Source organism: Granulicoccus phenolivorans DSM 17626 = NBRC 107789 = JCM 15570 (assembly GCF_000423085.1).
Taxonomy (GTDB): Bacteria; Actinomycetota; Actinomycetes; order Propionibacteriales; family Propionibacteriaceae; genus Granulicoccus; species Granulicoccus phenolivorans.
Map to the genome: position 1 here is coordinate 72,545 of NZ_AUHH01000008.1, position 24,037 is coordinate 96,581.

The following is a 24,037-nucleotide window of genomic DNA, read 5'->3' on the forward strand; positions in this document are numbered from 1 at the left end:
CGCCGGGCCCACGGGAAGGGACTCAGATGCACTGGACACTCCACGGTGACGGCCGCAGTGCGGGCGCCGGCACCATCGTGCTGCCCGAGGAACGGCTGACCTGGCCGCGCACCATCGGGTTCGGGATGCAGCACGTGGTCGCCATGTTCGGGGCGACGTTCCTGGTCCCCATCCTGACCGGGTTCCCGCCGTCGACGACGCTGTTCTTCTCCGGCATCGGCACCATGCTGTTCCTGATCATCACGCAGAACCGGCTGCCGTCCTACCTGGGCTCCTCCTTCGCGTTCCTGGCTCCGATCGGGGCGGCGACCGCGCAGGGCGGGCCCGGTGCCGCGCTGGCCGGGGTGGTGCTCACCGGCGCGCTGTTGCTCCTGGTCGGGGTGATCGTTCACCTCACCGGATCGGGCTGGGTGGACAAGCTGATGCCGCCGGTGGTGGCCGGCGCGATCATCGCGCTGATCGGGTTCAACCTGGCTCCGGCGGCCAAGGCGAACTTCGAGAAGTCCCCGGTCACCGCGTTCGTCACCCTGCTGGCGGTGATCCTGACCGGGGTGATCTTCCGCGGCCTGATCGGTCGGCTGTCGATCGCGGTCGGCGTCCTGGTCGGCTACGTCTGTGCGGTGATCCGCGGTGAGGTCGACTTCTCCGCGGTCGGCGAGGCGGCCTGGATCGGGCTGCCCCAGTTCCATTTCCCCAGCTTCGACTCCGCCCACCTGCCGGTCTACCTGATGTTCCTGCCGGTGGTGCTGGCCCTGGTCGCGGAGAACGTCGGGCACGTGAAGGGGGTCGGACAGTTGACCGGCCGGGATCTGGGGCCGCTGACCGGGCGCGCGCTGATGGCCGACGGGGCCTCGACGATGCTGGCCGGGTCCTTCGGTGGCTCTCCCACCACCACCTATGGCGAGAACATCGGCGTGATGGCCGCCACCCGGGTGTTCTCCACCGCGGCGTACTGGGTCGCGGCGATCACCGCGGTGCTGCTGGGCCTGTGCCCGAAGATCGGTGCGGTGATCTTCACCATCCCGGCCGGGGTGCTGGGCGGGGTGACCACGGCCCTGTACGGCCTGATCGGGATCATCGGGGTGCGGATGTGGGTGGAGAACCGGGTCGACTTCGGTCGGCCCAAGAATCAGCTGACCGCGGCGGTCGCGCTGATCATGGGCATCGCCGACTTCACCATCCATCTGGGCAATCTCACCTTCGGCGGGATCATTCTCGGCACCGTGGCCGCGATCGCGACCTATCACCTGATGTCGTTCTGCGGCCGGGTCTTTCGGACCGATGTGACCGAGGAGCCGGTCGTGGCCGCCGGGGCTGAAAGGGACTGAGGCCAACGGCCAGTCCCGTCGCGGTGCCGGGTCAACCCGCGCAGCTTCCGCCAGCCAGCGACAGCTATGCCGACCCGAGCCCGTCCCGCGACAGAAAAATCCCCCAGTACGCTTTCCGCACCCGAACCGACCACACCGCGACACCAAGGCTCAACCCGCAGGCACTGCAACACCCGCGGGAGCCACCCGCTGTCGCCGAATCGCCCGGGCTATCGCACGAAGCCCCCGCACTGGCGTTCCTGTCGCGGGACGCTCCGGCGCCGACATCCCCCTGGCGGCCTCCCCCGTACGTGATCTCCGTCTCGGCGAGCCGTGCGCCGACATTCCATCGCGGGAACGCAGCGCCCGGGCGTCCTGCGACGGCTCCGAACATCCTGCGGCTGGAACCCTTTCCCGCACCTGCTGCAGCACCCGCGAGGACCCTTCTGCCGTCGCCGAATCGCTCGGGCTGTCGCACGAAGCCCCCGCGCTGACGTTCCTATCGCGGGAAGCCCCAGCTCCGAATTTCCTATCGCAGCAAGCCCCGACCCCGAACTTCCCATCGCGGGAAGCCCCTTGCCCGAGGAGCCGGTCCCACCTCAGCTGAAGCGCGCCTGCTCGATCCGCTCGATCGAGTCCAGCTTGTGCACCCGCTCGTCGTGCCCGATCTGGCGGAACAGGTCGGCCTGGGAGGCGTAGGTGCCGTAGACCGTGGTCAGGTCGGAGTCGTACGGGGTCGTCTCGAGGTGCGGATTCTCCGCGACGAAGCCCATGTACTCGTGCTCGGCGTGGTCCTCGAAGTCGGCGTTGAGCTTGTAGGACTCCTCGGGCTTGAGCACGAACAGCAACCAGGAGACCGCGTAGTAGACCAGCGCGATGGCCTGCGGGATCCAGAAGAAGTAGATCTTGTTCTCCTTCTTCCCCGACTCGGCGATCAGCTCCTCCAGGATCAGCAGGTGCCACTGCTCGTTGTCCTGCTGGTGGCGCGATTCGCGGACCCGCTCGGCGATCCGGCGCGCCAGCCCGGTCTTGTCGTACACGTGGGTGATCGCGATGTAGGCGACCTGCTCCCAGGCCTGGTACGGCACCCGGGCGACCAGTTCCAGGACCTTGAACTTCGACAGGGTGCGCTTCTTGCCGTAGAGCAGGTCGAAGGTGGTGAACAGGACCTTGGCCGGGAGCCCGTACGCGCGGCGCGGCGCAGCCAGGGTTTCTTCTTGAGCGGCACGCAGTTCCGCGGGGGCCAGTTTCGGCGGACCCTCCTGGAGCGCTACCGATGCAGGGGTGTTGTCGTCGTTGTTTCCACGCACGGCGGTGACCTCGTTGTGATCGTCGGCTGGGACCTGATTCAGCTTTGTCGATCGGTACGCCGGTGTCAACGGTCGATCGGCCCGGCCGCGATCCGCCGGCCCAACTCGACCAGGTCGGCCCCACCCAGGCCGGGCCACCCGTGTACTGCGGCGGCCTGCTCGGCAGGGATGGCGGCGACGCCGTAGCAGGCGCCGAGCAGTCCTCCGGCAATCGCGGCGACGGTGTCGGTGTCGTGCCCAATGGCGACCGCGGTCTGCAGGGCTGCCTCGACGTGCGCGGTTCCGCTCTCGTGGCGGGTGGCATGGATCGCCGACCATGCCGCCTGCAGGGCGTGCACGGTGAACCCGTTCGGGTTGAAGCTCTCCGGCGGCCGGGACTGGGCCTGGTCCAGCAGGTCGTGCCAGTCGTTGCGCCGATCCGCGGCGAGCAGGTCGAGTCCGGCGCGGACATCCAGCGTCTCCTCCATCACGGCCAACCGCACCGCCTCCGACCACAACACACTGGATTCCACGCACAGGTGGTGAGCATGGGTGAGCGCCGCGATCTGCGCGCTTGCCTCGGCGGTGCGCACCCGATCGTCGGGGGCGATGAGCCCGACCACCGCGGTCCGCATCAGCGCACCGTTGCCGGCCTGGTCGGCGGCCGCCGCCTGGGTCGCGGCCCGGTGCATCGCCGCGAGCAGGTCCCACTGGTGCCGGGCACTGCTCAGCACGCTGCGGGTGAGATTTCCGACATCGGTGGCGCCGTCGTCCAACCAGCCCAGGAAGGCTTCGGCGATGGCCCGCAGCGTCGGCTCGCCGTGGAATCCGCCGGTCAGTTCGCGGGCGACGCACACGGCCATCTGGGTGTCGTCGGACCACTCGCCCGGCGCGTACGGGCCCAGGCCGCCACCGATCATCCGGGCCTGGCCAACGGGGATCCGCGGTGCAAATTCGTACGGTACGCCCAGCGCATCACCGACGGCCTGCCCCAGCAGGACACCCCCGGCCCGGTCCAGTTGAGCCTGCGACAGCGTCATCGTTGCCTCCCACCTGTTGCCCCGGCCCCCAGCCTAGGGCCCCCGCGTACCAACGGGGACCCCTCCTAGGCTGGGCGCGGAAGCAACCGAAGGAGAGAACCGTGTCCGACCCCCGGCCCGAACAGCCCACCAGCAAGCGCTTCACCGCCTCCGACGGGGTGGAGATCGAGTACTACGACCTGGGCACGGGCCCGGCGCTGCTCAACCCGCACCCCTACGGCGGCTCGGCGACCAACCAACTGCCGCTGCTGGCCGGGCTGAGCGATCGCTTCCGCTGTGTCACCTTCAGCCAGCGCGGCTGGGGCGAAACCCCGCTGGCCGGCGCGATCTCGCTGGACCGGTCGGCGCAGGACGCGCACGAGCTGCTGGAGTTCCTCGGCATCGACGACGCCTACTTCGTCGGCCTGTCGATGGGCGCGTCGGTGATGTTCGCGTACGTGGCGCGGTACGGGACGCAGTTCATGAACCGGGCCTTCATCATGGACATGACCCCGTCGCTGGTGAACCGGGACGACTTCGTTGGCGGGCTGTACCAGGGGTGGTACTCCCCCGAGCGGTACGCGGCGGATCTGGCCCTGCAGGAGACCGACCTGCCGACGTTCCTGCGCTACTTCTACGAGCAGGCGCTGTTCCCGCACACCCGCGACCAGGTGCGCACGTTCGTCGCGGACCCGCAGTTCGACGGCCCGCTCGAGGCGGCCGCGGCCCTGACCGGAGTGACGGCCGCGGAGATGTACGCCGGCGCCCCGAATGACCCGGCGACGCTGCGCGCGTACTGGCGGGCGATGGGGGAAGCGGACTTCCGTGCCGATCTGGCCCGGTTCGATGTGCCGACGTTCCTGTACTACGCCCAGCCCGGATCGATCTATGACCAGCGGACCGCCGAGTTCGTCCGTGACCAGATCCCGGGGTCGGAGTTGGCGTACTCCCCCGACAGCACGCACATGAGTTTCCTGGCGCAGAACCTGGCCGAGCAGGTCGCGCTGATCCGGGAGTTCGCCGACCCTGCGTGAGCCCCGCCGCCGATCCGTGGTCGGCGACTCAGGCCTGTAGGTTCACGGTGTGGTCGAGCACGCCCCAACCGACCTCGAACTTGGCCAGACCGAGCGTCCGGCTGTCGGTGCTGCCGGTGTTCCAGCACCAGTCGAAGGCCCGCGAGGGAAGCGGGGTGTAGAACGGTCCGCCCCACGATCGGGTGCGACGTTCGTTCTCGGCGAAGAAGAAGTACTTCCCGTCGCCGGCCCACCCGGAGAACACCTTCACGGTGCCGTTGGGGCCGATCCGATACCAGCCCTTCTTCGACCACTGCACGGCTCCGCAGCCGGGGCTGTAATAGGCGTAGGCAACGAAGACGGTGTCGCCCGTGGCGTTGCGAAAATAGAGTCCCATCACTTGCTCGCATCCGGGAAGGTGGTCGGCGGGTCGGCCGGCAACTGGGTGGAGGCCTCGCCGACCGGGCGCGCGTCGGCGCGGACGTCGGTCTGAGTGGCCGTGAAATCGGTGGGGAGATCCACCGGCGTGGCCTCCGGCGCGTCAGCATCGCGGGTAACCGGTGCGGAGGCGTCGTGGGCCAGCAACTGGTCCAGGGGGAGCGGCGACGGAGCATCGTCGGCCGCCGGCATCGCCGGGGTCAACGACGGTGCCGCCGGGGCCTCGTCGGCGCCGCCGGACCCCGCCGCTGCGAGTCGGTCGAGGGGCATCGGTGCGGGAGCTTCCGCGGAGCCGTACGGCGACATGTCTGGAGCGGACATGGTGTGACCTTTCAGAGGTAGGCCTGGGTGATGTTCTTGGCCGCGTCGAGCACGACGAAGGCCTGTTTCCCGTTGGCGCGGGCCAACGAGAGCAGCAGATGCACATTGGTGACCCCGTCGGCGGCGTTCGGCAGGATCTTGTGCCAGGCGTTGTCGGAGGCAAGGTGGGCCCATGCGTTCTGGGCGTGGTGGGTGGTGAAGACCTGGTTGACCTGGGTCCACATGGGTCGTCCTTCGTCAGTTGGGTGGGGATCAGAGATAGGCCTGGAACACCGTGGCCGGATCGGCCCGGACGGTGACCTTGAGGTTTCGCGCCTTCGCCAGAGCGAACGTGGTCAGCATGTTGGTGACGCCATCGGCGGCACCGGTCTGGATCTTGCGCCAGCCCAGCCCGGACAGGCTGACCCAACCGTTCTGCGCATGGTGGGTGGCGAAGACCATGTCGACACCGAGGTTGGCGTACGTCTGGGCCCCGGTGGCCCGGGTCCGCACGGTCATGCTCGCGCCGACCGCGGAGATCTGGTCGATGTCGAGGCCGGAGGTACTCGCGTCCCACCAGGCGCTGTTGGGCGCGGTTCCCGGCCCGAATGCTGCCGCGGCGCCGCCGTACAGGTCCTCGGCGTCACCTCGATTGACGCGGCGTTCGAGGTCGAACCGGTTGTCGGCCTGCTCCAGCGAGCATTCGTAGTGCTGCGCCGGTGTCATCTGTTCGAAGCTGTTGTTGCCCTTGACATCGCAGTGCCAAATGGCGATGCCGGCGTCCGGTAGCGATGCGTCGCGACCGGTCTGCTGGCGGTTCTCCAGGATGAAGTACTCCTGGGCATTGCGGGCGTGCAGCGCGAAATCGTTCTTGCCCGACTCCAGCGTGGCGGTCATCCCGCTGGTGAGCGTCGTCACCCGGGAGGCCCAGCCGGCGGCATGCTTCAGGTACGCCTCGACCTGGGTGGGGTTCTTGTCCGATCCGCCGAAGCACATCAGCGAGTAGTCTCCGATGCCGTTGCCGACATTGACCGCGTCGTAGTCGTACAGATCGGGGAAGTCACAGATCATGTGACCGTTCTCGTGACAGAACGTGCGCAACGTCAGTTGGTTGCCGAGGTCGGTGATCTGATAGTCGGAGAATCTGCGCCCGCCGGGCACCGCGTAGGAGGTGGCCAGCGACCAGGAGTGCGGCCACAACCCCTGGGACCAGGCGTTGGAGCGCACCCCGGCGTAGAAGACGCTCAGCGCCCGGATGAAGCCGGCGTAATCGGCGGTCAGAGCGGAGAAGTCGAACCCTCCCGCGACCAGTGAATCCAGTGCCTCTCGGATCAGTTCCTGCGCCCGGGTCCCGTAGGCCACCGCTGGATCGGTGTAATAGGTGCGCGGATGCTTGGCCCGATAGTACGCCGCCACATGATTCTTGTAGCGCAATTTACCGTCGGAAACGTCGCGGTAATAATCGAAAGCGGAGCCATTGTTCCCGAACCCGGAATAGCCTGGCTTGTTGCAGAAATCATCCACTTCCTGGCGCGAGATGGTTGCCGGAAAATCGGAAAAATCGACCAGCAGGACCAGGCCCAGATAGTCGCCGGTGGTGGTGGCCGGCGGCGGTGCGGCCCCGGGCCCCTCGGTCGCTTCGGGGCCTGCCGAGGGCAGTCCCGCGGGCGGTCGGGCGATTCGTCGTTCCAGGTTCTCGGCGCGCCGCTGCATCCAGCGCGGGACGGGACCGAGGGCGTCCTGGGCCGCTTCGGCGCTGCGCATACTGGCTGCCCGGGTGATTCGAGCGTGTCTGGGCAGGCCGAGGGTCTGCGGATCTGCCGCCCCGACCCGGACTCCGCTGGGGACCAGGGACTCGCCGTCCTCGGCCAGCCGGGCGTATTCGTAGTAGCCGTCTGCGGCTTGGGTGACGGTAAAACCATCAAGGGTTTCGAACACCGCCACAAATTGGTTCCCCCATCCCCGGAGCATCAGTTCCGAACTGTCCGGATTCAGGATGGTGAATATTTCGCCCTCGAATGGAGTGGGCACGATGGCCTCCCGGGATGGACTGGATAATTACCAGTATTCGGATCCGGGGAGCCCGATCAAGTCATCATTTCAAGGGATATTTACCGGGGCTTTCGGGCGTTGGCCGGTGCACCGGTACGCGTGGCACCGGGCAAATACGGAGACAGCACGGGCCCCGCCCGGGCGTTCATCCGCGGAGGGACAACGAAAAACAGTGGTCGGGGCGACAGGACTCGAACCTGCGGTCTCCTGCTCCCAAAGCAGGCGCGCTAGCCACTACGCTACGCCCCGGTGACCCGCCCGAGTGTACACGGGACGGGGCACCGGGGCGCCACGGGTGGTCAGTGATGGGTTACTTGGTGCCCATCGGCATGTAGTCGGCGTAGAACACAATCCGGGAGTCCCAGTCGTCCTTGGGCTGGTTGTAGTCCCAGCAGATCAGGATGGCCAGCTGCGGCTTGCCGTTCGGGTTGTGCCACACGTCGGAGTTCTCGTCGTAGGAGGCGACCCAGATCTTGGTGTTGCCGGAGTACTTGTAGCAGACCTGCTTGCCGGAATCGTCGGTGATCCGGAAGACGTCGCCGGACTTGAGCGCGCCGGGGGCGTACATCCGGTTGCCGAGGGCATTCGAACCGTTCTTCGGGGAGAAGGTGTGGATCGTCATCATGACGTTGCCCTGCTTGGAGCCGACATCGGGGCTGCGGTTGTACCAGCCGGTCTGCTCACCGCCGGTGGGCGCCTTCGGCGTACCGTCCGGCTCCTCCCCCAGGCTCTGGACCTCGCTCTTCTCCTTCATGGAGTCGATGTACATCGTGGAGGGGTCCGTCAACGGCTGGTCGGTGGTGGTGCAGGTGTCCCCGGGGGTAGCGGTGCTCGCCGCACTGGGGTCCTGGGACGCCGGCGCCACGGTCGACTCCCCACCGGAAGATTCCTCGGGCTGGCTGGTCTGTCCATTGACCCGGAGCGGTTCCCCCGCGGACGTACCACCTTGCGTACGCGTGGCCGACACCCCGACCACGATCAGCACCACCAGCACGATCACACCCACGGCGATCAGTGCCGCCGGGAGCCAGCGACTCTTGGTTACCTTCGACATCTGCCCTCCACGTTCACGGCCGAACCCGTGCGGAGCCTAACCCGCGCCCGGGCCAGTCCCAAACGGGCGCGCGGTGGGACGCAGATGCGTCGAAGAGGATTCCCCGCTACCATTGCGGGGCAACGCGGATGTAGCTCAATGGTAGAGCCTCAGTCTTCCAAACTGATTACGCGGGTTCGATTCCCGTCATCCGCTCCAATAAAACCCCTGGTCAGGGCCGGGTACGAGCGTATCCACCGGATCCGACAGGATCGGCGCGCGTGCGCGTGGCACCTCACGGTTGCACATTGGGACGAAGATCGAGCACGCCTCCATCTCGATGTCTGGCACACGCCGCCCCTCTCGCCACGCAGCCAACTAATCTCCCGCACCGGGTTCTCTCGCACCTGGCCGGTCTTCATCGCATGCCGGCAGACCCGGGACAAGCCGTTGAGCGAGCCCGACGCCACCGATGAGGTCTTCTTACGCCCGGGTGTAGCCGGCACGGATGCCGTCGACCAGAGAACGGCCGGCGCTGCCCAGGAGCGTCGCGTCGTTGCTGACCAGAATGAAGGCGTAGCCCGCGTCGTGGAGTTGCGCCGCCCTTTCGGGTTCGGCCCCGACTGCGATGCCGCATGGGATTCCGCGCGTTCGACAGTCCGCGACCACAGCGCTGATCCGTGGGGCAACATCGGGGTGATCGATGGGCTTGCCCATCGAGATGGACAGATCAGCGGGCCCGATGAACAGCGCATCCAGACCGTCCGGTCCGATCAGGTCGGCTGCGTTCGCCAGGGCCGTTTCGCTCTCGATCTGCCCGACGACTGCGGGAGGTTGTCGGGGTGTGAAGTAGTCGGACGGGTCGAGGAGGCCCCACCCGCCTGCTCTACTGGTGGATCCGGCGCCGCGGACACCGCGGGGTTCGAACTGTGCACTGGCCTTCAGCGACTGTGCCTGCGTGGGGGTATCGACGTGTGGGGCGACGATTCCGGCTGCACCGGCGTCCAGACAGCGACCGACCCAGGCGGGGGTGTGGTCCGGGATACGGACGAGTGCCGGCAGGTCGAGCGCCTTCGCGGCAGCGAGGTGTCCGGCGACTGTCTGGATGCTCAGCGGCGAGTGCTCCATGTCGATAACGATGAAGTCGAACCCGGCAAGGTGGAGCAGTTCGATGCTTTCGACCGCAGGCAGTTTGACGAAGGTTCCGATCGTCGGCCCGGGCCCCTGGGTGACGTCGAGAAAGCTGCTCATCGGTTGCTCTCCTCGCTCGTGCTTGCGGGGGCCGGGTAGTCCTCGGCATTGAGCACCCACCCGGGTTGCTGGGAGAAGTCAACCCGAGGAGGTGAAAAGATGTCGATCAACTGGTTGCGTCCGGGCCCGATCGCCACGCTGGTGTGGATGGTCGGCGGCGGGATGACCGCCAGAGATGGCGAACCGACCCGGTCGTGCCTGTCTTCGCGCCACTGGCTCTGCCGAGGCGTCCAGCTCGTGCGGACGTGGTGGATCCAGTCCCCGGCAAGCGCCAGGGAGCCCTGTTCAAAGTCGTCGTGGTGGTGCGGCGAGAGATTCTCGGTGTCCCGCGGCCCTTCCTGCGGCTCCATGAAATTCACCATGAAGGCCGACGTCCGGTAGATGCGGCCGAAGCGTTGGGGGTTCTTCGCCACTCGGTCCACGAGGTAGATCCGCAGCCGGTGACCGTCGACAGGGTCGGGCCAGGGAACCAACGGAGCCACCCGCGGGTGCGGCGTGGCGTAGGAGGCGGAGTTACTTGCTCGTGCCACCACGTCGGAGGTGCGGACGTCGAAGAGTCGCACGACCTCGGTGTCGGACTGGGCGGTGACGGTGCTCGCGCCGGGCGGTACGACGATCAGCGCCCGCTCGGTGACGTGCTCGGAGGTGGCGATTCCGTCTTCCTGGGCCGTGACCAGGACATCTGGTGCGGAGTCGTTCAGGAGGATGACAAATTCCTCGTCCTGGTCCGAACCGCGGGTCAGGCTGTCGCCGGCCCTCAGCGAGGTCAGGGCGACGATGAAGTTCTGGCCCCGGAAGTACCAGGTCGGGCTCCCGGCAGGGCTGATTTCGTCGGGCTCCTCGGTGCTGAAATCTCTGACGGCCAGCTCAGCGACCTCGTTTTCCCGTTCGGTTGCATAGGTGTTCATGTTCGAGCGCGGGTCGGTCGGCGGTGTCATGCGGTGGCTCCTTGGTGCGCGGACGGAAATGGAGGGGTGTGATCCCGGGGCATGGGGGGATCAGACCTTGCTGGTCGCGGCGATGATCGTCCTGGGTGCGCGACGCATCGGATCGCCTTTCCGGCGTAGTGTCAGGAGTTGTCAGCCGACGTGGCTGCTGCCCTTCTGGTGGTGCTCGGCGTAGTGCTGGGCCAGCAGGTTGCGCCCATAGTCGTTGCCGTTGGGCTCGCGCACGATGGTGTGGACATGGAAGCGCTCCGGCTCGGTGTTGCCCAGGAAGATGCCGGGGTGGTTGTCGTACTCGATCAGTGCGACTGGTGAGTGGATGCGGTAGTAGAACGGGCTTGTGTCGCCGTGGCCACCGCGCCAGGCGAAGTAGGTGTCATCGAGATGGTGCTCGAACTGACGCATCCGCCGTGCGGCCTGCGGTGCCGGCAGTCGTCCCATGTAGACCTCGACAAGGCGGAGGAGTCGCTCTCGCTGTGGTTTGGTGAGTTCTGGTGCGGTGATCCCCTCGGGGGCCAGGACGAGATTGTCGGAGCCTGCGCCGCCGAGGTGGCGTCCGTTGAATGGTCCGGCCAGCTCGGGCGGGAGGTCCTTGGACAGCATCGATGTTCCGAGCAGGAAACGGGATTCCTGATCGGTCGTCAGGACGCGACGGAGAGCAAGACCCAGATCGGTCTCGGCGGTCAGGGTTTCTGAGCCGGCGTATGGCCCGGTGGTCACCTTGGTGGGCTCCGCGCCGATGAAGGTGGGTGCCAGGACGGTGTGGGCACCGACGAACACGCAATGCAGTGCAACGTGGTGGCCCATCAGCTTCCATCCCCACGCGTCCTCTCCTGGGTGACCGAAGATGGTGAACCAGTAGTTGAATTCGGTGAGGGTGTCGCGGTAGTCATCAATGATGTCGCCGAGCGCCGCGTTGAGCTTCATTGCTTCGCGGACCGTACGGTATCCCTCGGGGCTGAGGCTGACCTGCATCACCTTCAGCGCACTTTCGCGGACCTCGGCGTCCAGTCCGCCCAGTCTGGCGCCGGTCGGCACCCAGGACGGGAAGGCGTTGGTCCAGAGGCGCCATTGGGCCGAGTCCATCGGGAGATTGCCCATGTGCCGGTGCGAGGGCGGGAGGAGCTCGAGATAGGTTCGCGCCGCGGCGATTGCCTCACTCAGGTCCTGTGTTGTCGGGTCGAACTCGTACAGTCCCGGTTTCGGGGTTCCGTCGGTGGTGACGCCGACGAACGGGTCGGTGTAGTGCCGCAACCCGGCGGTGAGGGCGGCCTCGGCCTCCGGCGGCATGAATGTCGGGTGGAGGTAGCCCTCCGCGACGGGGTGGATGCCCTTGGCCGGGGGAAGGGGGAAGTCGTAGGTGTGGGGGTGGCTGTGCGGCGGTTGCTCGGTCACTGGTTGCCCTCTCGTTGTGGTGGCGTCGCGCTCGTGCTGTAGGGCACGGTGAACTCGGCGTCGGGGGAAACGAAGATGTTGGTGATACGGCGGCGGCTGATCAGCCATCGACCGTCGACGAACTGGAATTCGTCGCGAACGTCACTGACGGTCAGTGGCGCAGTCAGCGGCATCGGAGGTTGGCCGTCGGCGGCATACAGGATGAAATTCGACACCGCGATAGCCTGGTGCGCGTCGGCCTCGACGACGTGCAGGTTCGTGGTGATGTGCCGCGAACATCGGGTGCCGCTGGCAGCCCGACGCGCGTAGACAGCGTTGATCTCGGCTGTGCCATGAACTTCGGTGGTACCGAAGAACAACGAGCCGTTCGGCACGAAGTAGGACGACACCTGGGAACCGGTCCGATGGTCGATGTCGAACCAGATCGCGTTGACCGTGGCGAGCAACTCCGCTTCGAGAAGATGGTTGACGGTCATGGGCGGACGCCCCGGGGCAAGTTCCAGGCCCGCGAATCGACACCGACCATACGCGGTTCGTCCTTGTGGATCCGCTGGGCGGCGGTGGTGGTACACGGGGCGACCACGCGGAGGTCGCCCGACCCAACTTGGCGGGCCGGATGATCCGCCGGCAAACGGTGCAAATCCTCCATGGGACCTCCTAGACTACCCAAAGCGATCACTTTAGATTTGTGTGACATAGGTTACGGCTGACCACGCCGGCGTTGTCAAGCCTTCGCTGCGCGCCGTCGCCGGTGCGCGGGCTGGTTGAGGAAGGCTCGCCAACTGGGTCGTCAGGCCGATTCCCATGTCTGACCATCGACACCGATCTCGCGGAGCTTCGCCTTCTGAATCCGCAGGGTCGCCTCCGTTTTCGGGAATGAGTCGATGAATCGGATATAGCGGGGCAGCATGTAGCGAGCGAGCCGGGGCTGCAGGAACTGGTAGACATCCGCCTCGGTGACCGTGTGACCGGGTTCGACACGGATGAAGGCCATGACTTCTTGTTCGCCATCCTCGGCAGGCACACCGATGACGGCGGATTCGGCCACCGCGGGGTGGGCATTGATCTCGGTTTCCACTTCAATGGAGGAGATGTTTTCCCCGCGGCGACGCAACGCGTCCTTGAGCCGGTCGACGTAGAAGTAGTTGCCGTCATCGTCTCGGAAGAATGAGTCTCCGGTGTGAAACCAGAGATTGCGCCATGCCTCGACGGTCTTCTCGGGTTGGTTCCAATAGCCGGCCATCAGCGTCCACGGTTCGCGGGCCCGGACAATGAGTTCACCCGTCTCGCCGATTGCCACCTCCTGGTCGTCGGAATCGACCAGGCGACATTCGAAGCCGTCGCGAACCTTGCCGCAGCTTCCGGCCACGGTCTGGTCCAAACCTTCGGTGAGGATGGGCATCGCGAGCTCGGTCATGTTGAATCCGGTCCGGGCGGTGACGCCGAACCGGTTCCGGAATGCGTCGATCTCCGGAAGCAGCGGAACCATCGCCACGTACTTCAGTGGTGTCGAGGCATCCAGGTCGGAGGGGGGCGCGGCCAACAGGAACTTGGCCATCACCGGCATCATCATGGTGGCGGTGCACCGCGTTTCGGCGATGTCGGACCAGAATCGATCAGTCTTGAAGGATGCGCGGTACACACAGCGTCCCTCGAACATGGCTGCGGCAAAGAGGGCTGCCCGGCCGGCTTGATGGAACAGCGGGAGCACCGAGTAGTAGCCGTCCCCGGGAGACATCTGGTCCAGCGGCGCCATACAGGCCGTGCTTTCACGCACCTGACGCCACGTGCACATCACGCCTTTGGACTGTCCGGTGGTGCCGGAGGTGTACATGATCCAGGCAATGGCTCGATCTCGAGGTCCCTGCAGTCCGGATGCGTCAGCAGCGGTGGGGGTGGCCGCAAGGACGTCCGAGGCAGTGCGCCACGAAACTGCGGATTCAGGCCGGTCCGGCAACGCTTCACCAAACACGATCACCGCCCTGACCCCGGTCGCTGCCAGATCGACGAGGTCGAGAGCGGCGAGCAGCCGCTCATGAATGAAGAGCACCTGTGCGGCCGAGTCGGCGAGGATGTACTGGAGGAGAGCACCCTTGGCAGCGTTGTTGATCGGCACCTCGACGCCCGGGCTCCAGGCAATCCCGAGCACCAGGGCGGTGTAGTCGATGCCCGGCGGGAGCATGGTCGCCACCGTGCCACCTGCGGTGACACCGAGGGCATCGAGGGCCGCAGTCCAGTGCAGCGCCGCTTGATGCGCCTCTGCGTAGGTCATGCTCGGTCCGGCCACATCCTGGAGATAGCAATCGTCAGGGATTTGGGCGGCACGTTGTGCGACTAGTTGGGGAAGGTTCAGCGTGGTTGTGATCATCGCTTCTCATCGATTCGAGGTCAGGGACGGACGCGGGCCTTCCCACCGAGCTGAACTGGGGGAAAGCCCGCGTGCGCCGCGGAAGGAAGTACCTGGGTTCGACAGGCCGGCCAGGTACGTCCGGCCGCCAGACCTAGTTGTTCTTCACGAAATCCACAACGAGTCGGTTGAACTCATCCGCGTGCTCGATCATCACCCAGTGGCCGCAACGGTTGAGCAGGACGAGGCGGGAGTTCGGAATATGTGCCACCAGAATGAGTGAGTTCTCGTACGTCACGACCCGGTCGTCCCGGCCGTGAATCAGCAAAGTCGGAACTTTTGACCCGCGCAACCGCTCAAGGTCGGCGAACGGCGTGCTCCCGTTCGCGAGCGTGTCGAGAAAGTTCGTCAGGTGCTCAGGACGACTGCTCGCCAGCCGCGCGCGCTCGTTACAGATTTCCTCAGTTGCGTACGACTTGTCGTAGACCATGACCTCGACAAGATTGCGCATGGCCTCGGGGGTTGGCGTGCGATACGCATGGACCAGAGCCTTGAAACCTTCGGTGGGCCCGTCTCCTGCACTGAAGAGCTTCGGACCGAACCCGGTCGGGGCGCCCATGGTGATCAGGTGGCTGATCCGTTCCGGGTGATCGTCGGCGATGACGAGGGCGGCACCGCCACCCATCGAGTTGCCCACGATAGCCGCCTTGTCGATACCGAGTGCGTCCATGAACTGCAGAGTGGCGCCCACGGGATCAAACTGATCACGGGTACAGGGGTCGGATGCTCCCCACCCCGGCAAATCGATTGCGTACACATGGAAATGCTCGGCGAGGGGGCCGATGTTGGCCGAGAAGTTCACCCATCCGGCTGCTCCCGGGCCACTACCGTGCAGGAGGATGACCGGATGTCCTTCACCTGCCTCGTGGTAACTGATCGTCCAGTCGCGAGTCCTGACGGTCCGCTGGGTGCTCTCGTAGGTGAGTTCATGCTGTTCTTGGGACAAGGTTCTTCCTCGTGGTCTAGAAGGTGGTCGGGCGATCCGTTCGTGATGCGATCCGTTCGTGATTCAGTGGGAAGGCGCCTCAGCGGCGGGGGGTCGGTGACCCCACACACTCACATGGTCGTAGTGGGCGATCTCCCAATCGGGCCCGATCTCCACCCCGCCGTGCCCGTACTCCATGGAGAATCCAGAGGGAGTGGCAGCGTAGAACGAGAACATCCGATCGTTCGGATGCAGACCCAAGGTTCGCGAGATCGGTACGCCGTTATCGAGGGCACGGTCGTATGCCAGGCCGACATCGGTCGAGTCCCGCACTTCCACCATGAAGTGATCGATTCGCTTGGGGAAGGGGGCTCCGGCAAAAGCCAACGTGTGGTGCCGACCGTTACAGTGCATGAACGCGAACTCGATCGCCACCCCAGGGGCGACCTCTTGCTTGATGTAGTCGCTGATCTCGAACCCGAGCAGGGTGTAGAAGTTGACCAGGGCGTCACGATCCGGCCCGACGAGAACCGCGTGGCCGGCCCCCAATCCCTCGGTCACGAAACCGGACTTCGTGACTGGTGAGACGAAGGGAGCCTCGGCGATCGTGGGACCGACGAAGAGCTCGACCCGGATCCCCAGCGGGTCCTCGACGACCGCAATCCGGTTGACCAGACGGCGGGCCGCCAACTCCCCGGTGCGGTCCTCCACGGAATGCCCGGCCTGCTGCAGCCGCTGGATGAGAGCGTCCAGGTTTTCGTCGGTCCCGCAATCGAATCCGAGGAAAGTCACATCATCGGCGGGCCCCTGCTCGAGCACGAGACGGTACGCATGTTCGTCCAGCCGAAGCGAGAGCGTTTTCTCGTCCTTGCGCCCGATGGTCATGCCAACGACGTCGACGGCAAACTTCTCCCAGGCCTGCAGGTCGGAAACTTCGAAACCGTAGTACCCGAGTTCCTTCACACTGGTCATGATCTTGTTCTCCTTGTTGATGGCTGAATGGCGAAGTGACGGTTGGGTGCGTCACTTGGTGGCGGGGGCGGGTTCCCCAGCGACTGTGCTGGTCGGGACGTCGAGACCGGCTGAATCACTGGCGGCCACGAACTTGTCGGGCCGGACCGCGATCACCCGGACGCCGTGCCCCCGCATCCACTCCAAGAGTGTGCCTTCGATATCGATCAGTTCATCGGGCCCCGCAGTTCCCTGGTCCGGCTGACGGACCGCGATATACCTGGCCAGCAGCGAATCCCAGCCTGCCTTCTGCTCGACCGTCAGGACCTCAGCCGGGTCGATCCCGTCGCCCAGTAGCACGAATCCATTGCCAAGATGGGCGTCCAGCAAGTCGATCACGCCACGAGGATCCCCGACGCGCGGCTGGGGAATCATCTTTCCCACCGCCGATTCAGGAGTCGGGGTCGCACTGAACCAGCCGTCCACATAGAAGGGAGGCAGCAGCATCGGAGGAAGCTCCCCGGGCTTGGGGGCCATTGCGGCCATCTCCTCGGGCGACATCTCCTGCTTGACCAGCCGTCCCATCTGCACCGACAGGTCGGTGTAGAAGCGGACGTTCGGTTCCCGCTCGGGCTGATAGCTGTCGAGAAGGCCGCTCGGGAGACGGCCCTGGATCACTTCGCGCAGCTTCCAAGCAAGGTTGAAGGAGTCCCGCATTCCCGACTGCATTCCCGCACCTGCCCACGGCGGCATCAGGTGAGCGGCATCACCGACGAGGAAAACTCGACCGACCCGCCAGTCTTTGGCGAACCTGACGTTGTGGTTGTAGAACGCCCACTGGTGCAGGTCGACATCCTCGTGGGTGACCCCGAAGGCTTCCAGCAGTGGCCACACCTTGTCCGCGCTGTCGAAGTCCGCATCGGTCTCGTCGGCCTTGAGCGGCATCTCCCACCGGTGGTTGCCACGGCTGAGGGCGATGTCCACGACAGGTCGCTCGGTGTCGGACCAGAAGGTGAGGATGTGGCGGTTGGGCCACCACCGCTTGACCTTTGCGTCGATGATGATCCAACGCACGGGCAGGGTTTCCCCCTCGAGCGGCACGTCGAGGTACTTTCGCGTGAAGCTTGACCCGCCATCGCACGCCAGGGCGTACTTCGTCCGGATCGTGCTGGTCTCGCCGCTCCCGAGCGACCTCATGGTCACAGTGACGCCCTCAGCGTCCTGATCCACTGCGGTCACTTCATTCCCATACCGAACACTCACCTGCTCATAGCGCTCAACGCCCTTGCGCAGCGTTTCCTCCAGGAGCGGTTGGTAGATGGCGTAGGCCTGCTCGTGCCCCAAATTGCCGGGGAGGGAGTTCATCCGCATCAGTTCCTGGCCGTCGTAGGTGATCCATCGCAACGCCCGCGAGACATCGGTGTCCTTCTTCACCTCCTCGTCCAGGCCCAGGCTCTGCAAGCAGCGCATCGTCCATTCATGCACGGTGACGGCTCGTGCCCGGGGATAGATGTCAACCTCACGCTCCAACGCGATGGCCGAGATTCCGTACTGCCCCAACGCGTTCGCCGCGACCACGCCTGATGGCCCGTAGCCGATGATCGCGACATCCGCATCGAATGGGGAATGGGTCATGTCAACCTCCAAGGCGGAGAAGCCGCCGGTCAAAGAGTCTTCGTAAAGTGATCGCTTTAGGTTTGTGTGAGCTTTATAACAGTCCATCCACGGCCTGATGTCAAGAGTGGGTTTTCAAAGGTGCGCAACTGCTCAGCGAACGGATTGGGACGACACGGCGGCCTGACCGATCACCGGACACTTGCCGGCCCATGTGGCCCTCATCACAGCAGGGCGCCGCACGTCGCCCGTTGGGCACGTCAGAAGATCGGGGTCGACCCCGTGTCGGCGCGTCAGACAGGTCCCGACGCCAGCACCGCACACATCCAGCGTTCGGCAGAACAACGATGCACTGCCCGCCGGGGGCCACCCCCGTGCGATGCGCTGGTGCAACTCGGACGCGTCGAACTATGGGCGACGCGTCGAACTATGGGTTCTGCGATCGGTACCGGTCCACAGCCTGCTCGCTGAGAATAATCTGCGAGTTGACCAAAGCTTCCACCAGCCGGGCGAACTCCAGGTCGGCGCGGATCTCGCTGGACAGGAACGCACCGTTGATGTGGACAACGGTGAAATCGACGATCTCGTCGGCGATGGCTGCGGCGATCTCCTGCCCGTACTCCCCGGAAAGCGCCCAGCGCAGATGGCGGTACACACTCGCGCGCCCCTCGGCCCAGACCCGCTGAACACCCTCGATGGTCGGTTGGTCACGCGAGTGCAATCCCAGCAGCATAAGCAAGCGCAGGAACTCTCGATGACTGCTAACTACGTCCACGACTTGCGCCATCGCCCACGCAATACGCTCGGACGCGGACGCCAAGGGAGGCGGCGCGGCCATGGCCCGATCGATTTCGGCAAAGTACCGGACGGCACCACGTTCCATGAGGGCTGCAAGCAGGCCTGCCTTTGACCCGAAGTGCCAGTAGATCGAACTGACATTCACGCCAACCTCATTGGACAAGGCGGCAACGCTGACCCCGTCGTACCCCTGCTCCGACATCATCCGGCTTGCCGTGTCGAGGATCTCATCGACGGTGCGCTCCCCCTGGCTAGTACGCCAGTTCACCTTCGCCCGACCAGCCATGCCGCAAACCCTAACCGACCCGGACGCTGGATGGCTGACGGGACTCACCGGTGGATGCAACAGCGCCAACGAGTGTTGCGACGACCGGTTGATCCGCCGGCCACTCCCGGCCCCTTGACGTCATCGAGTCTGGATGACTAGATTGACTCAACTTTCTACAGCGAATGCTTTAGATTATTCTCCTCGGGAGTATCGATGCAGCCTCAGGTTCGAACGACAGCGCGCCAAGGTGAGCTACCGTGAACGCGGACGACGCAGCGGGACCGAGCATCCAGGTGCATGTCGCAGGGAGCGTGATCTCAGTCCGGATCGATGCCCCCAACAAGGTGAACGCCATCAGCCCCAGCATGTTGCAGGACTTGGAGACTGTGGTCACGAACCCGCCCGCCGCCCCCGAGGGGAGTGTGCTGATCCTGTCCGGGCGTCCGGGCATCTTCTCCGCGGGAGCCAATCTGCCTGACGTGGCGGCGCTGGGCTCCGAAGAGTGGATGGCCTTTCTCGAGCAAATTCAACGAGTCTGCGACCTGATTGCTGAACTCCCGTTGCCGACCATCGCCTCCATTGATGGCCCCTGCATCGGCCTGGCCGCTGAGATCGCACTGGCCTGCGACTTCCGAATCGCCAGCGACCGGGCAACTCTCGCCTGGCCCGAGGTGACTGTGGGCCTGCCGTGCCCGGTTCGCCAACTCACCCAGTACCTCAGCAAGCCGCGAGTGGTCGACCTGGTGCTGACAGGAAGGATGGTTCCTGCCGATGAAGCCCTCGCGCTCGGGCTGTTGACCCAGGTCACCGAGGGTGAGGGCCTCGAGTCGGCGACCGCCGCGTACGCTCGAAGCCTCACGGGCAGATCACCCATTGCGGTGGGCGCCACCAAGAAGGGACTGGTGGATCTTGGCGGGGCTCCGGTCTCGCGGAACGGCAGTTTCTTCACCGCGTCCGCCCGAGCTCGCGACTCGTCACAGTTTCGTGCGGCAGTCAACCGGCTGAAACCCCGCTCGGGTGACCCCGCCACCGCGCCGGAATGACCCTGGACGGCTGGGAGTGAGCTGTGGGCCGAGTCACCGATCCGTCCAGAACCGCGGATTCTACGAAGCCAAGTGCCGCAGCACCCCCGCCGCAACAACTGGCGCATCGTCGGGAGCCCCGCGCAGGAGTGCCGAACTCTGGCTCCGCAGGAACGGGGTGCCGGAGAAGAACAGCCCGGGTACCACACTCGAAGCACCGTCGGTCTGCAACGGCAGGCCCATCTCGTCAAACGCGTCCGCAGGCTCGATCCAGGAAGCGTACGCCGGCCGAAAGCCCGTCGTGAGCACGATGGCGCCAACCTCGCCGAGGTCCAGCGACTCGAGCTCATCAGCCACGAAAGGCTCAGGTCCGGGCAGTGCGGGAGGAGTCACGCCCAGCTCGCCACACCTGCGCTCGATCAGCCCGCACAGCATCGCGTAGCGCTGATCCCCCCAAGCCACGCTCTCGCGGAGGTCACCGGCGAACCGCGCCCCACCGTGCTCGACCCCGGTGAGATGGCCCCCGAGCCGCACCCCCGCCGCCCGGAGGGTGCGTGTGGTCAGATCGTGTCCCCCGTCCCGGCCGGTCATCTGGCCTCCGCCGAACAGGCGCATTCGAGGATCGGGCAGTTGGTCGGATTTGGTGTCCATGAAACCCACCAGGATGAGCCAGTCAACGAAGTCCTGCCCGCCGACCCGGCGCGGGCTCCAGGTCGACCTGCCGCAGGCGAGCACCACCGATCGCCCGGCGAGGACAAGGTCCTCGGCGACCTGACAGCCACTCTGGCCGGACCCCACGACCAAGATCGTGCCCTCGGGGAGCGCTCCCGGGTTGCGATACTCCCCCACCTCCAGCACGCGCACCGCGTCCGGCACATCCGCGACCCACGCCGGGCGGCGCAGTCGTTGGTACGCCCCGGTCGCCACGACCACGGCACGCGCGACCATGCTGTCGCCGGCCGCGGTGCGCAATTCCAGCCGTGTGTCGGGGCGCGGCCGCAGGGAGGTCACTTCCACGCCCGTGCGCACCGGTGCGGCGAACGAGTCGGCGTACTCCCGCAGCAGCGCCACCACGTCGTCCCGGGCGAGGAAACCGTGCGGGTCATCCCCGCCGTAGAGACGTCCGGGGAGTTGGATGGTGTGATTCGGCAGGACAAGGGTGAAGGAGTCCCACCGACCCGCCCAGGCGCTGGCCACCGCGGCGGCGCGCTCCAGAATGACGTGATCGACCCCCGCGACACTCAATTCGTGACTGACCGCCAGGCCGGCGTGCCCGGCCCCGATGACAACCACGTCCCTGTTCTCGGCGGCCATGATCCACCTGCGGTTCTGGGCGTACGCGCGACCCCCTCGCTCACAGTATGGCGCACATCACACACCCGCGGCCGTCCTGCGTTTCGGGGGCTCGCGCACGGATCGTCGTTTGCGGTGCAGCAGAATCCGACCCGGTCCAGTCAGAGGCACTTTGGCCGAGCTCTGCGCGCATCTGCTGCACCGAAAACGACGTTCGCCACCGGTCAGTGCTCATTCCTGGGACTCGGACTCGGGCCCTTCCCAGCTCTCGGGGCCCCGCGGCCCCCGCCGACCACCGCGCCGGTGGCCTCCGCGACCACCACGGCGGAATTCCCCGGGCCCACCCTCGGGCGGACCCCACGGACCCTGACCCCACGGACCGGGACCCCACGGGCCACGCCCGGGCGGACCCCACGGCCCGGAGCCCCACTGCCCGCCACCGGGACCACCGCGCATGCCACGGCGCAGCTTGCCGACCACGGCATGGGTGATCCAGGCGTTCACCGACAGGCCGTCTTCCTCGGCCGCGTCATCCACGCGCTTCTTCACCGACTCCGGCAGCCGCAGGCTGATCCGCGACGTCGCCTCGTCCTCACCGGTCGGCGCCTCGAACGGCGCCTCCGGGAACTGCGGGACGAAGTGCGGTTCCCCGTCGACGATCCGGACTTCGATCGGAACCCCCGTCTCGCTCGCCTCGACGGCGGCGTCACTCAACGCCTCCACCAGGGCCAGCCGCAGCGCGGATTCCAGGGACGCCCCGAGCTTCTGGGCGACTTGTTGGGTGTTCTCATCGGCCAGGGCGGTCGTCGCAACGAGCTGCTCCTGGACTCGGTTCACATACTTTGACATCTGCATGACTTCAGAATGACACCATTCTTGACGTCATACAAGACCTTTTTGGACGCTATTTTGACGCCATGCTGCACGCCGGCGGTTGACCCCGCCGGATGCCTAGGCTGAGCCATGGACATTCGGAAGGTCCGCTTCCTCGAACCCGGAAACCTCCCCTATCGCCGCTCGCTGCGCAATCTGGTCACCTACGACAAGTATCTGCGCAACCCCGCACTGGGCCTGACGCTGCTGGCCACGATCGTCCGCGACCGGGTACCGGACACCTACTTCTATTCCGAGTCGATCGCCCGGATCGATTGGGCCGACGTGCTGGATGCCGACCTCGTCTTCATCGGAGCCTTCACCTTCGCCGCACCCCGGGCCTACGAGTTGGCGGCGCACATTCGAGCCAACAGTGACGCCATGATCGTGCTCGGCGGGATGCATCCCTCACTCAACTACCCCGAGGCCACCGAGCACGCCGACTACGTCCTGCTCGGCGAAGCCGACGAGTCGATCCTGGAGTTCCTCGACGCCCTCGCCGCCGACCGGCCGATCGACTTCCGCGGCGTCGCCCACCGGCGCGACGGCCGGCTCGTGCACACCGGTGAGCGGGTCGCCCCGACCGATATCGAGCGCTCCCCGGACCATTCCCTGGTCCACAACTACGCCGCCATGGTCGGCCACAACGCGCTGTGGCCGCAGGTGCTCGCCTCCCGCGGCTGTCCGTTCCGCTGTGACTACTGTGCGGTGGTCCGTCACTGGGGCAAGAAGATGCGCGGGCGTACGCCGGAAGCGGTGATCGCCGACCTGCACCACACCATCGACTTCTACGAGCAGCGCCGACTCCCCCGACTGAACAAGGCCTGCTGGATCGTCGATGACAACTTCTTCGCGCTGCGCCCCTGGGCGATCTCGGTGCTCGAGGCGATGGCCGAGGAGGACTTCCGCGGCTACCGGTTCACCGCCCAGGCGCGCTGGGAGGTCGGCCTGGACGACGAACTGCTGGAACTGCTCAAACGCGCCGGCTTCTTCGAACTGGCCCTGGGCATCGAGTTCCTCGAGGACGACTCCTTCGAGGCCTACCACAAGAAATGCACCCACGACGACGTCCTGGCCTCGATCCGCAACATCCAGCGCCACGGCCTGAACGCCCGCGGCCTGTTCATCCTCGGTGCCGACACCCACACCGCCGGCGTCGGGGACCGGCTGGCCGACTTCGTGATCGACAACGACATCCGCGGCATGCTGGTGCAGTCGATGTACTTCGTCCCCGGCACCCCGGTCTGGCAGACCCACCAGCACCGGCTGATCCACCGGGACTGGTCGAAGTTCACCGGCAACGTTGTCCATTACCCGACGAACATGACCCCCGCGGAACTGAACCGCGAACTGGTCCACGCCAGTCGCAAGGTCTACTCGGTACCCCGGCTGCTGCGCAGCCTGGTTCGTGACCGCGGCCTGAACCGGCTGCTGTTCGCCGGCGAATTCTTCTGGCAGCGCAGCGTCGCCGCGGACCGGGCCCGGGAGGGACGCAAGCTGCGCCATCTGCCCGGTCCGAACAGCTCCGCCGGCTCAGCCCAGGTCGTCCAGCGCAGCCTCGAGCCGCTCAACCTTCCCGGTCAGCTCCCCGGTGTGCCCGGGCCGGATGTCGGCCTTCAGAACCAATGACACACGCGGCCCGTACGCGGCGACCGCCTCGCAGGCCCGCTTCACCACGGCCATGCACTCGTCCCACTCCCCCTCGATGGTGGTGAACATGGCATCGGTCCGGTTCGGCAGTCCGGAGTCGCGGACCACCTTGACCGCCGCGGCCACGGCGTCGTGCACCGAGCCGTCGGCACCGGATGCGGAGGGGCTGACAGAGAAGGCAACCAACATGTCTCG

General features: G+C 66.0%; 23 protein-coding genes and 2 tRNA genes. 5 read left to right on the plus strand and 20 right to left on the minus strand.

Annotated elements, in window-relative coordinates; genetic code table 11:
• Positions 1-26 precede the first annotated feature (26 nt).
• Entirely contained in the window at positions 27-1,328 is a 1,302-nt protein-coding gene (locus tag G531_RS20195; RefSeq protein WP_035757231.1) for a uracil-xanthine permease family protein, read from the plus strand.
• A 578-nt stretch (positions 1,329-1,906) separates the two neighbouring features.
• Here G531_RS20195 and G531_RS0103680 read toward each other — a convergent pair.
• Both G531_RS0103680 and G531_RS0103685 read right to left on the minus strand, forming a co-directional pair.
• Positions 1,907-2,617 carry an alternative oxidase gene (locus tag G531_RS0103680; protein WP_162143136.1) on the minus strand — a complete coding sequence of 237 codons (711 nt, stop codon included), beginning with the start codon at positions 2,615-2,617 and terminating at the stop codon, positions 1,907-1,909.
• Between the two features lie 65 nt (positions 2,618-2,682).
• The gene (locus tag G531_RS0103685) at positions 2,683-3,636 is read right to left on the minus strand and encodes an ADP-ribosylglycohydrolase family protein (protein ID WP_026926220.1); all 954 of its coding nucleotides are present in this window, start codon (positions 3,634-3,636) and stop codon (positions 2,683-2,685) included.
• 101 nt (positions 3,637-3,737) lie between these two features.
• Here G531_RS0103685 and G531_RS0103690 point away from each other — a divergent pair, with 101 nt between their 5' ends.
• The gene (locus G531_RS0103690; protein WP_026926221.1) at positions 3,738-4,649 is read left to right on the plus strand and encodes an alpha/beta fold hydrolase; all 912 of its coding nucleotides are present in this window, start codon (positions 3,738-3,740) and stop codon (positions 4,647-4,649) included.
• A 28-nt stretch (positions 4,650-4,677) separates the two neighbouring features.
• On the opposite strand, the gene G531_RS20200 is transcribed toward G531_RS0103690, so the two are convergent.
• The 6 genes from G531_RS20200 to G531_RS20205 all read right to left on the minus strand — a co-directional run bounded on the left by G531_RS20200 (position 4,678) and on the right by G531_RS20205 (position 8,472).
• Positions 4,678-5,025: a DUF1036 domain-containing protein gene (locus G531_RS20200; protein ID WP_051214997.1), complete on the minus strand. Its 348-nt coding sequence runs from the start codon at positions 5,023-5,025 to the stop codon at positions 4,678-4,680.
• On the minus strand, positions 5,025-5,387 hold the full coding sequence (locus G531_RS0103700; RefSeq protein ID WP_145978722.1) for a hypothetical protein: 363 nt from the start codon (positions 5,385-5,387) through the stop codon (positions 5,025-5,027). The genes G531_RS20200 and G531_RS0103700 overlap by 1 nt, the downstream gene beginning before the upstream one ends.
• Before the next feature lie 11 nt (positions 5,388-5,398).
• Complete coding sequence (locus G531_RS0103705; RefSeq protein ID WP_026926223.1) at positions 5,399-5,611, minus strand: hypothetical protein; 213 nt, start codon at positions 5,609-5,611, stop codon at positions 5,399-5,401.
• A gap of 28 nt (positions 5,612-5,639) precedes the next feature.
• Positions 5,640-7,397 carry a M6 family metalloprotease domain-containing protein gene (locus G531_RS0103710; protein ID WP_026926224.1) on the minus strand — a complete coding sequence of 586 codons (1,758 nt, stop codon included), beginning with the start codon at positions 7,395-7,397 and terminating at the stop codon, positions 5,640-5,642.
• A 194-nt stretch (positions 7,398-7,591) separates the two neighbouring features.
• Positions 7,592-7,667, minus strand: a tRNA-Pro gene (locus G531_RS0103715).
• A 61-nt stretch (positions 7,668-7,728) separates the two neighbouring features.
• Positions 7,729-8,472, minus strand: coding sequence for a class F sortase (locus G531_RS20205; protein WP_051214998.1), 744 nt, complete (start codon positions 8,470-8,472; stop codon positions 7,729-7,731).
• 124 nt (positions 8,473-8,596) lie between these two features.
• Between G531_RS20205 and G531_RS0103725 the strand changes: the two genes are divergently transcribed.
• A tRNA-Gly gene (locus tag G531_RS0103725) sits at positions 8,597-8,670 on the plus strand.
• Between the two features lie 264 nt (positions 8,671-8,934).
• Here G531_RS0103725 and G531_RS0103730 read toward each other — a convergent pair.
• From G531_RS0103730 to G531_RS24335, 9 genes are all read right to left on the minus strand, one after another.
• Positions 8,935-9,702 (minus strand): HpcH/HpaI aldolase family protein, encoded by a 768-nt coding sequence (locus G531_RS0103730; protein WP_051214999.1) that lies wholly within the window; start codon positions 9,700-9,702, stop codon positions 8,935-8,937.
• Positions 9,699-10,640, minus strand: coding sequence for a cupin domain-containing protein (locus tag G531_RS20210; protein WP_035757236.1), 942 nt, complete (start codon positions 10,638-10,640; stop codon positions 9,699-9,701). Before G531_RS20210 ends, G531_RS0103730 begins: the two co-directional genes overlap by 4 nt.
• Before the next feature lie 141 nt (positions 10,641-10,781).
• Positions 10,782-12,041, minus strand: a complete 1,260-nt coding sequence (locus G531_RS0103740) for a DUF3500 domain-containing protein (RefSeq protein WP_026926226.1) — start codon at positions 12,039-12,041, stop codon at positions 10,782-10,784.
• On the minus strand, positions 12,038-12,517 hold the full coding sequence (locus tag G531_RS24330) for a nuclear transport factor 2 family protein (RefSeq protein ID WP_051215000.1): 480 nt from the start codon (positions 12,515-12,517) through the stop codon (positions 12,038-12,040). The genes G531_RS0103740 and G531_RS24330 overlap by 4 nt, the downstream gene beginning before the upstream one ends.
• A gap of 314 nt (positions 12,518-12,831) precedes the next feature.
• Positions 12,832-14,409 carry an AMP-binding protein gene (locus G531_RS0103755; RefSeq protein ID WP_026926227.1) on the minus strand — a complete coding sequence of 526 codons (1,578 nt, stop codon included), beginning with the start codon at positions 14,407-14,409 and terminating at the stop codon, positions 12,832-12,834.
• A 133-nt stretch (positions 14,410-14,542) separates the two neighbouring features.
• A complete protein-coding gene (locus tag G531_RS0103760; RefSeq protein WP_026926228.1) occupies positions 14,543-15,394 on the minus strand; it encodes an alpha/beta fold hydrolase in 852 nt (283 codons plus the stop codon).
• A 63-nt stretch (positions 15,395-15,457) separates the two neighbouring features.
• On the minus strand, positions 15,458-16,336 hold the full coding sequence (locus G531_RS0103765; protein ID WP_217996384.1) for a VOC family protein: 879 nt from the start codon (positions 16,334-16,336) through the stop codon (positions 15,458-15,460).
• Positions 16,337-16,396: 60 nt separating this feature from the next.
• Positions 16,397-17,959, minus strand: a complete 1,563-nt coding sequence (locus G531_RS20220; RefSeq protein ID WP_051215018.1) for a bifunctional 3-(3-hydroxy-phenyl)propionate/3-hydroxycinnamic acid hydroxylase — start codon at positions 17,957-17,959, stop codon at positions 16,397-16,399.
• Positions 17,960-18,365: 406 nt separating this feature from the next.
• Positions 18,366-19,022: a TetR/AcrR family transcriptional regulator gene (locus G531_RS24335; RefSeq protein ID WP_051215002.1), complete on the minus strand. Its 657-nt coding sequence runs from the start codon at positions 19,020-19,022 to the stop codon at positions 18,366-18,368.
• A gap of 239 nt (positions 19,023-19,261) precedes the next feature.
• Here G531_RS24335 and G531_RS0103780 point away from each other — a divergent pair, with 239 nt between their 5' ends.
• Positions 19,262-20,047: an enoyl-CoA hydratase/isomerase family protein gene (locus G531_RS0103780; protein ID WP_026926230.1), complete on the plus strand. Its 786-nt coding sequence runs from the start codon at positions 19,262-19,264 to the stop codon at positions 20,045-20,047.
• A 60-nt stretch (positions 20,048-20,107) separates the two neighbouring features.
• Here the strand turns inward: G531_RS0103780 and G531_RS0103785 are convergent, their stop codons facing one another.
• On the minus strand, positions 20,108-21,340 hold the full coding sequence (locus tag G531_RS0103785; RefSeq protein ID WP_035757240.1) for a flavin-containing monooxygenase: 1,233 nt from the start codon (positions 21,338-21,340) through the stop codon (positions 20,108-20,110).
• A gap of 210 nt (positions 21,341-21,550) precedes the next feature.
• Positions 21,551-22,174 (minus strand): toxin-antitoxin system HicB family antitoxin, encoded by a 624-nt coding sequence (locus G531_RS24340; RefSeq protein ID WP_051215003.1) that lies wholly within the window; start codon positions 22,172-22,174, stop codon positions 21,551-21,553.
• A gap of 108 nt (positions 22,175-22,282) precedes the next feature.
• Here G531_RS24340 and G531_RS20235 point away from each other — a divergent pair, with 108 nt between their 5' ends.
• Positions 22,283-23,821, plus strand: coding sequence for a B12-binding domain-containing radical SAM protein (locus G531_RS20235; protein WP_081683795.1), 1,539 nt, complete (start codon positions 22,283-22,285; stop codon positions 23,819-23,821).
• Here G531_RS20235 and G531_RS25105 read toward each other — a convergent pair.
• Positions 23,726-24,031, minus strand: coding sequence for a thiamine-binding protein (locus G531_RS25105; protein WP_081683796.1), 306 nt, complete (start codon positions 24,029-24,031; stop codon positions 23,726-23,728). The two genes, G531_RS20235 and G531_RS25105, sit on opposite strands and share 96 nt — an antisense overlap.
• Positions 24,032-24,037 lie beyond the last annotated feature (6 nt).

Coding starts and splice junctions, on each gene's coding strand:
- G531_RS20195 (WP_035757231.1), top strand. CDS start 27: ATGCACTGGACACTCCACGGTGACGGCCGCAGTGCGGGCGCCGGCACC.
- G531_RS0103685 (WP_026926220.1), bottom strand. CDS start 3,636: ATGACGCTGTCGCAGGCTCAACTGGACCGGGCCGGGGGTGTCCTGCTG.
- G531_RS20200 (WP_051214997.1), bottom strand. CDS start 5,025: ATGGGACTCTATTTTCGCAACGCCACGGGCGACACCGTCTTCGTTGCC.
- G531_RS0103700 (WP_145978722.1), bottom strand. CDS start 5,387: ATGTCCGCTCCAGACATGTCGCCGTACGGCTCCGCGGAAGCTCCCGCA.
- G531_RS0103705 (WP_026926223.1), bottom strand. CDS start 5,611: ATGTGGACCCAGGTCAACCAGGTCTTCACCACCCACCACGCCCAGAAC.
- G531_RS20205 (WP_051214998.1), bottom strand. CDS start 8,472: ATGTCGAAGGTAACCAAGAGTCGCTGGCTCCCGGCGGCACTGATCGCC.
- G531_RS0103730 (WP_051214999.1), bottom strand. CDS start 9,702: ATGAGCAGCTTTCTCGACGTCACCCAGGGGCCCGGGCCGACGATCGGA.
- G531_RS20210 (WP_035757236.1), bottom strand. CDS start 10,640: ATGACACCGCCGACCGACCCGCGCTCGAACATGAACACCTATGCAACC.
- G531_RS24330 (WP_051215000.1), bottom strand. CDS start 12,517: ATGACCGTCAACCATCTTCTCGAAGCGGAGTTGCTCGCCACGGTCAAC.
- G531_RS0103755 (WP_026926227.1), bottom strand. CDS start 14,409: ATGATCACAACCACGCTGAACCTTCCCCAACTAGTCGCACAACGTGCC.
- G531_RS20220 (WP_051215018.1), bottom strand. CDS start 17,959: ATGACCCATTCCCCATTCGATGCGGATGTCGCGATCATCGGCTACGGG.
- G531_RS24335 (WP_051215002.1), bottom strand. CDS start 19,022: ATGGCTGGTCGGGCGAAGGTGAACTGGCGTACTAGCCAGGGGGAGCGC.
- G531_RS0103785 (WP_035757240.1), bottom strand. CDS start 21,340: ATGGCCGCCGAGAACAGGGACGTGGTTGTCATCGGGGCCGGGCACGCC.
- G531_RS24340 (WP_051215003.1), bottom strand. CDS start 22,174: ATGCAGATGTCAAAGTATGTGAACCGAGTCCAGGAGCAGCTCGTTGCG.
- G531_RS20235 (WP_081683795.1), top strand. CDS start 22,283: ATGGACATTCGGAAGGTCCGCTTCCTCGAACCCGGAAACCTCCCCTAT.
- G531_RS25105 (WP_081683796.1), bottom strand. CDS start 24,031: ATGTTGGTTGCCTTCTCTGTCAGCCCCTCCGCATCCGGTGCCGACGGC.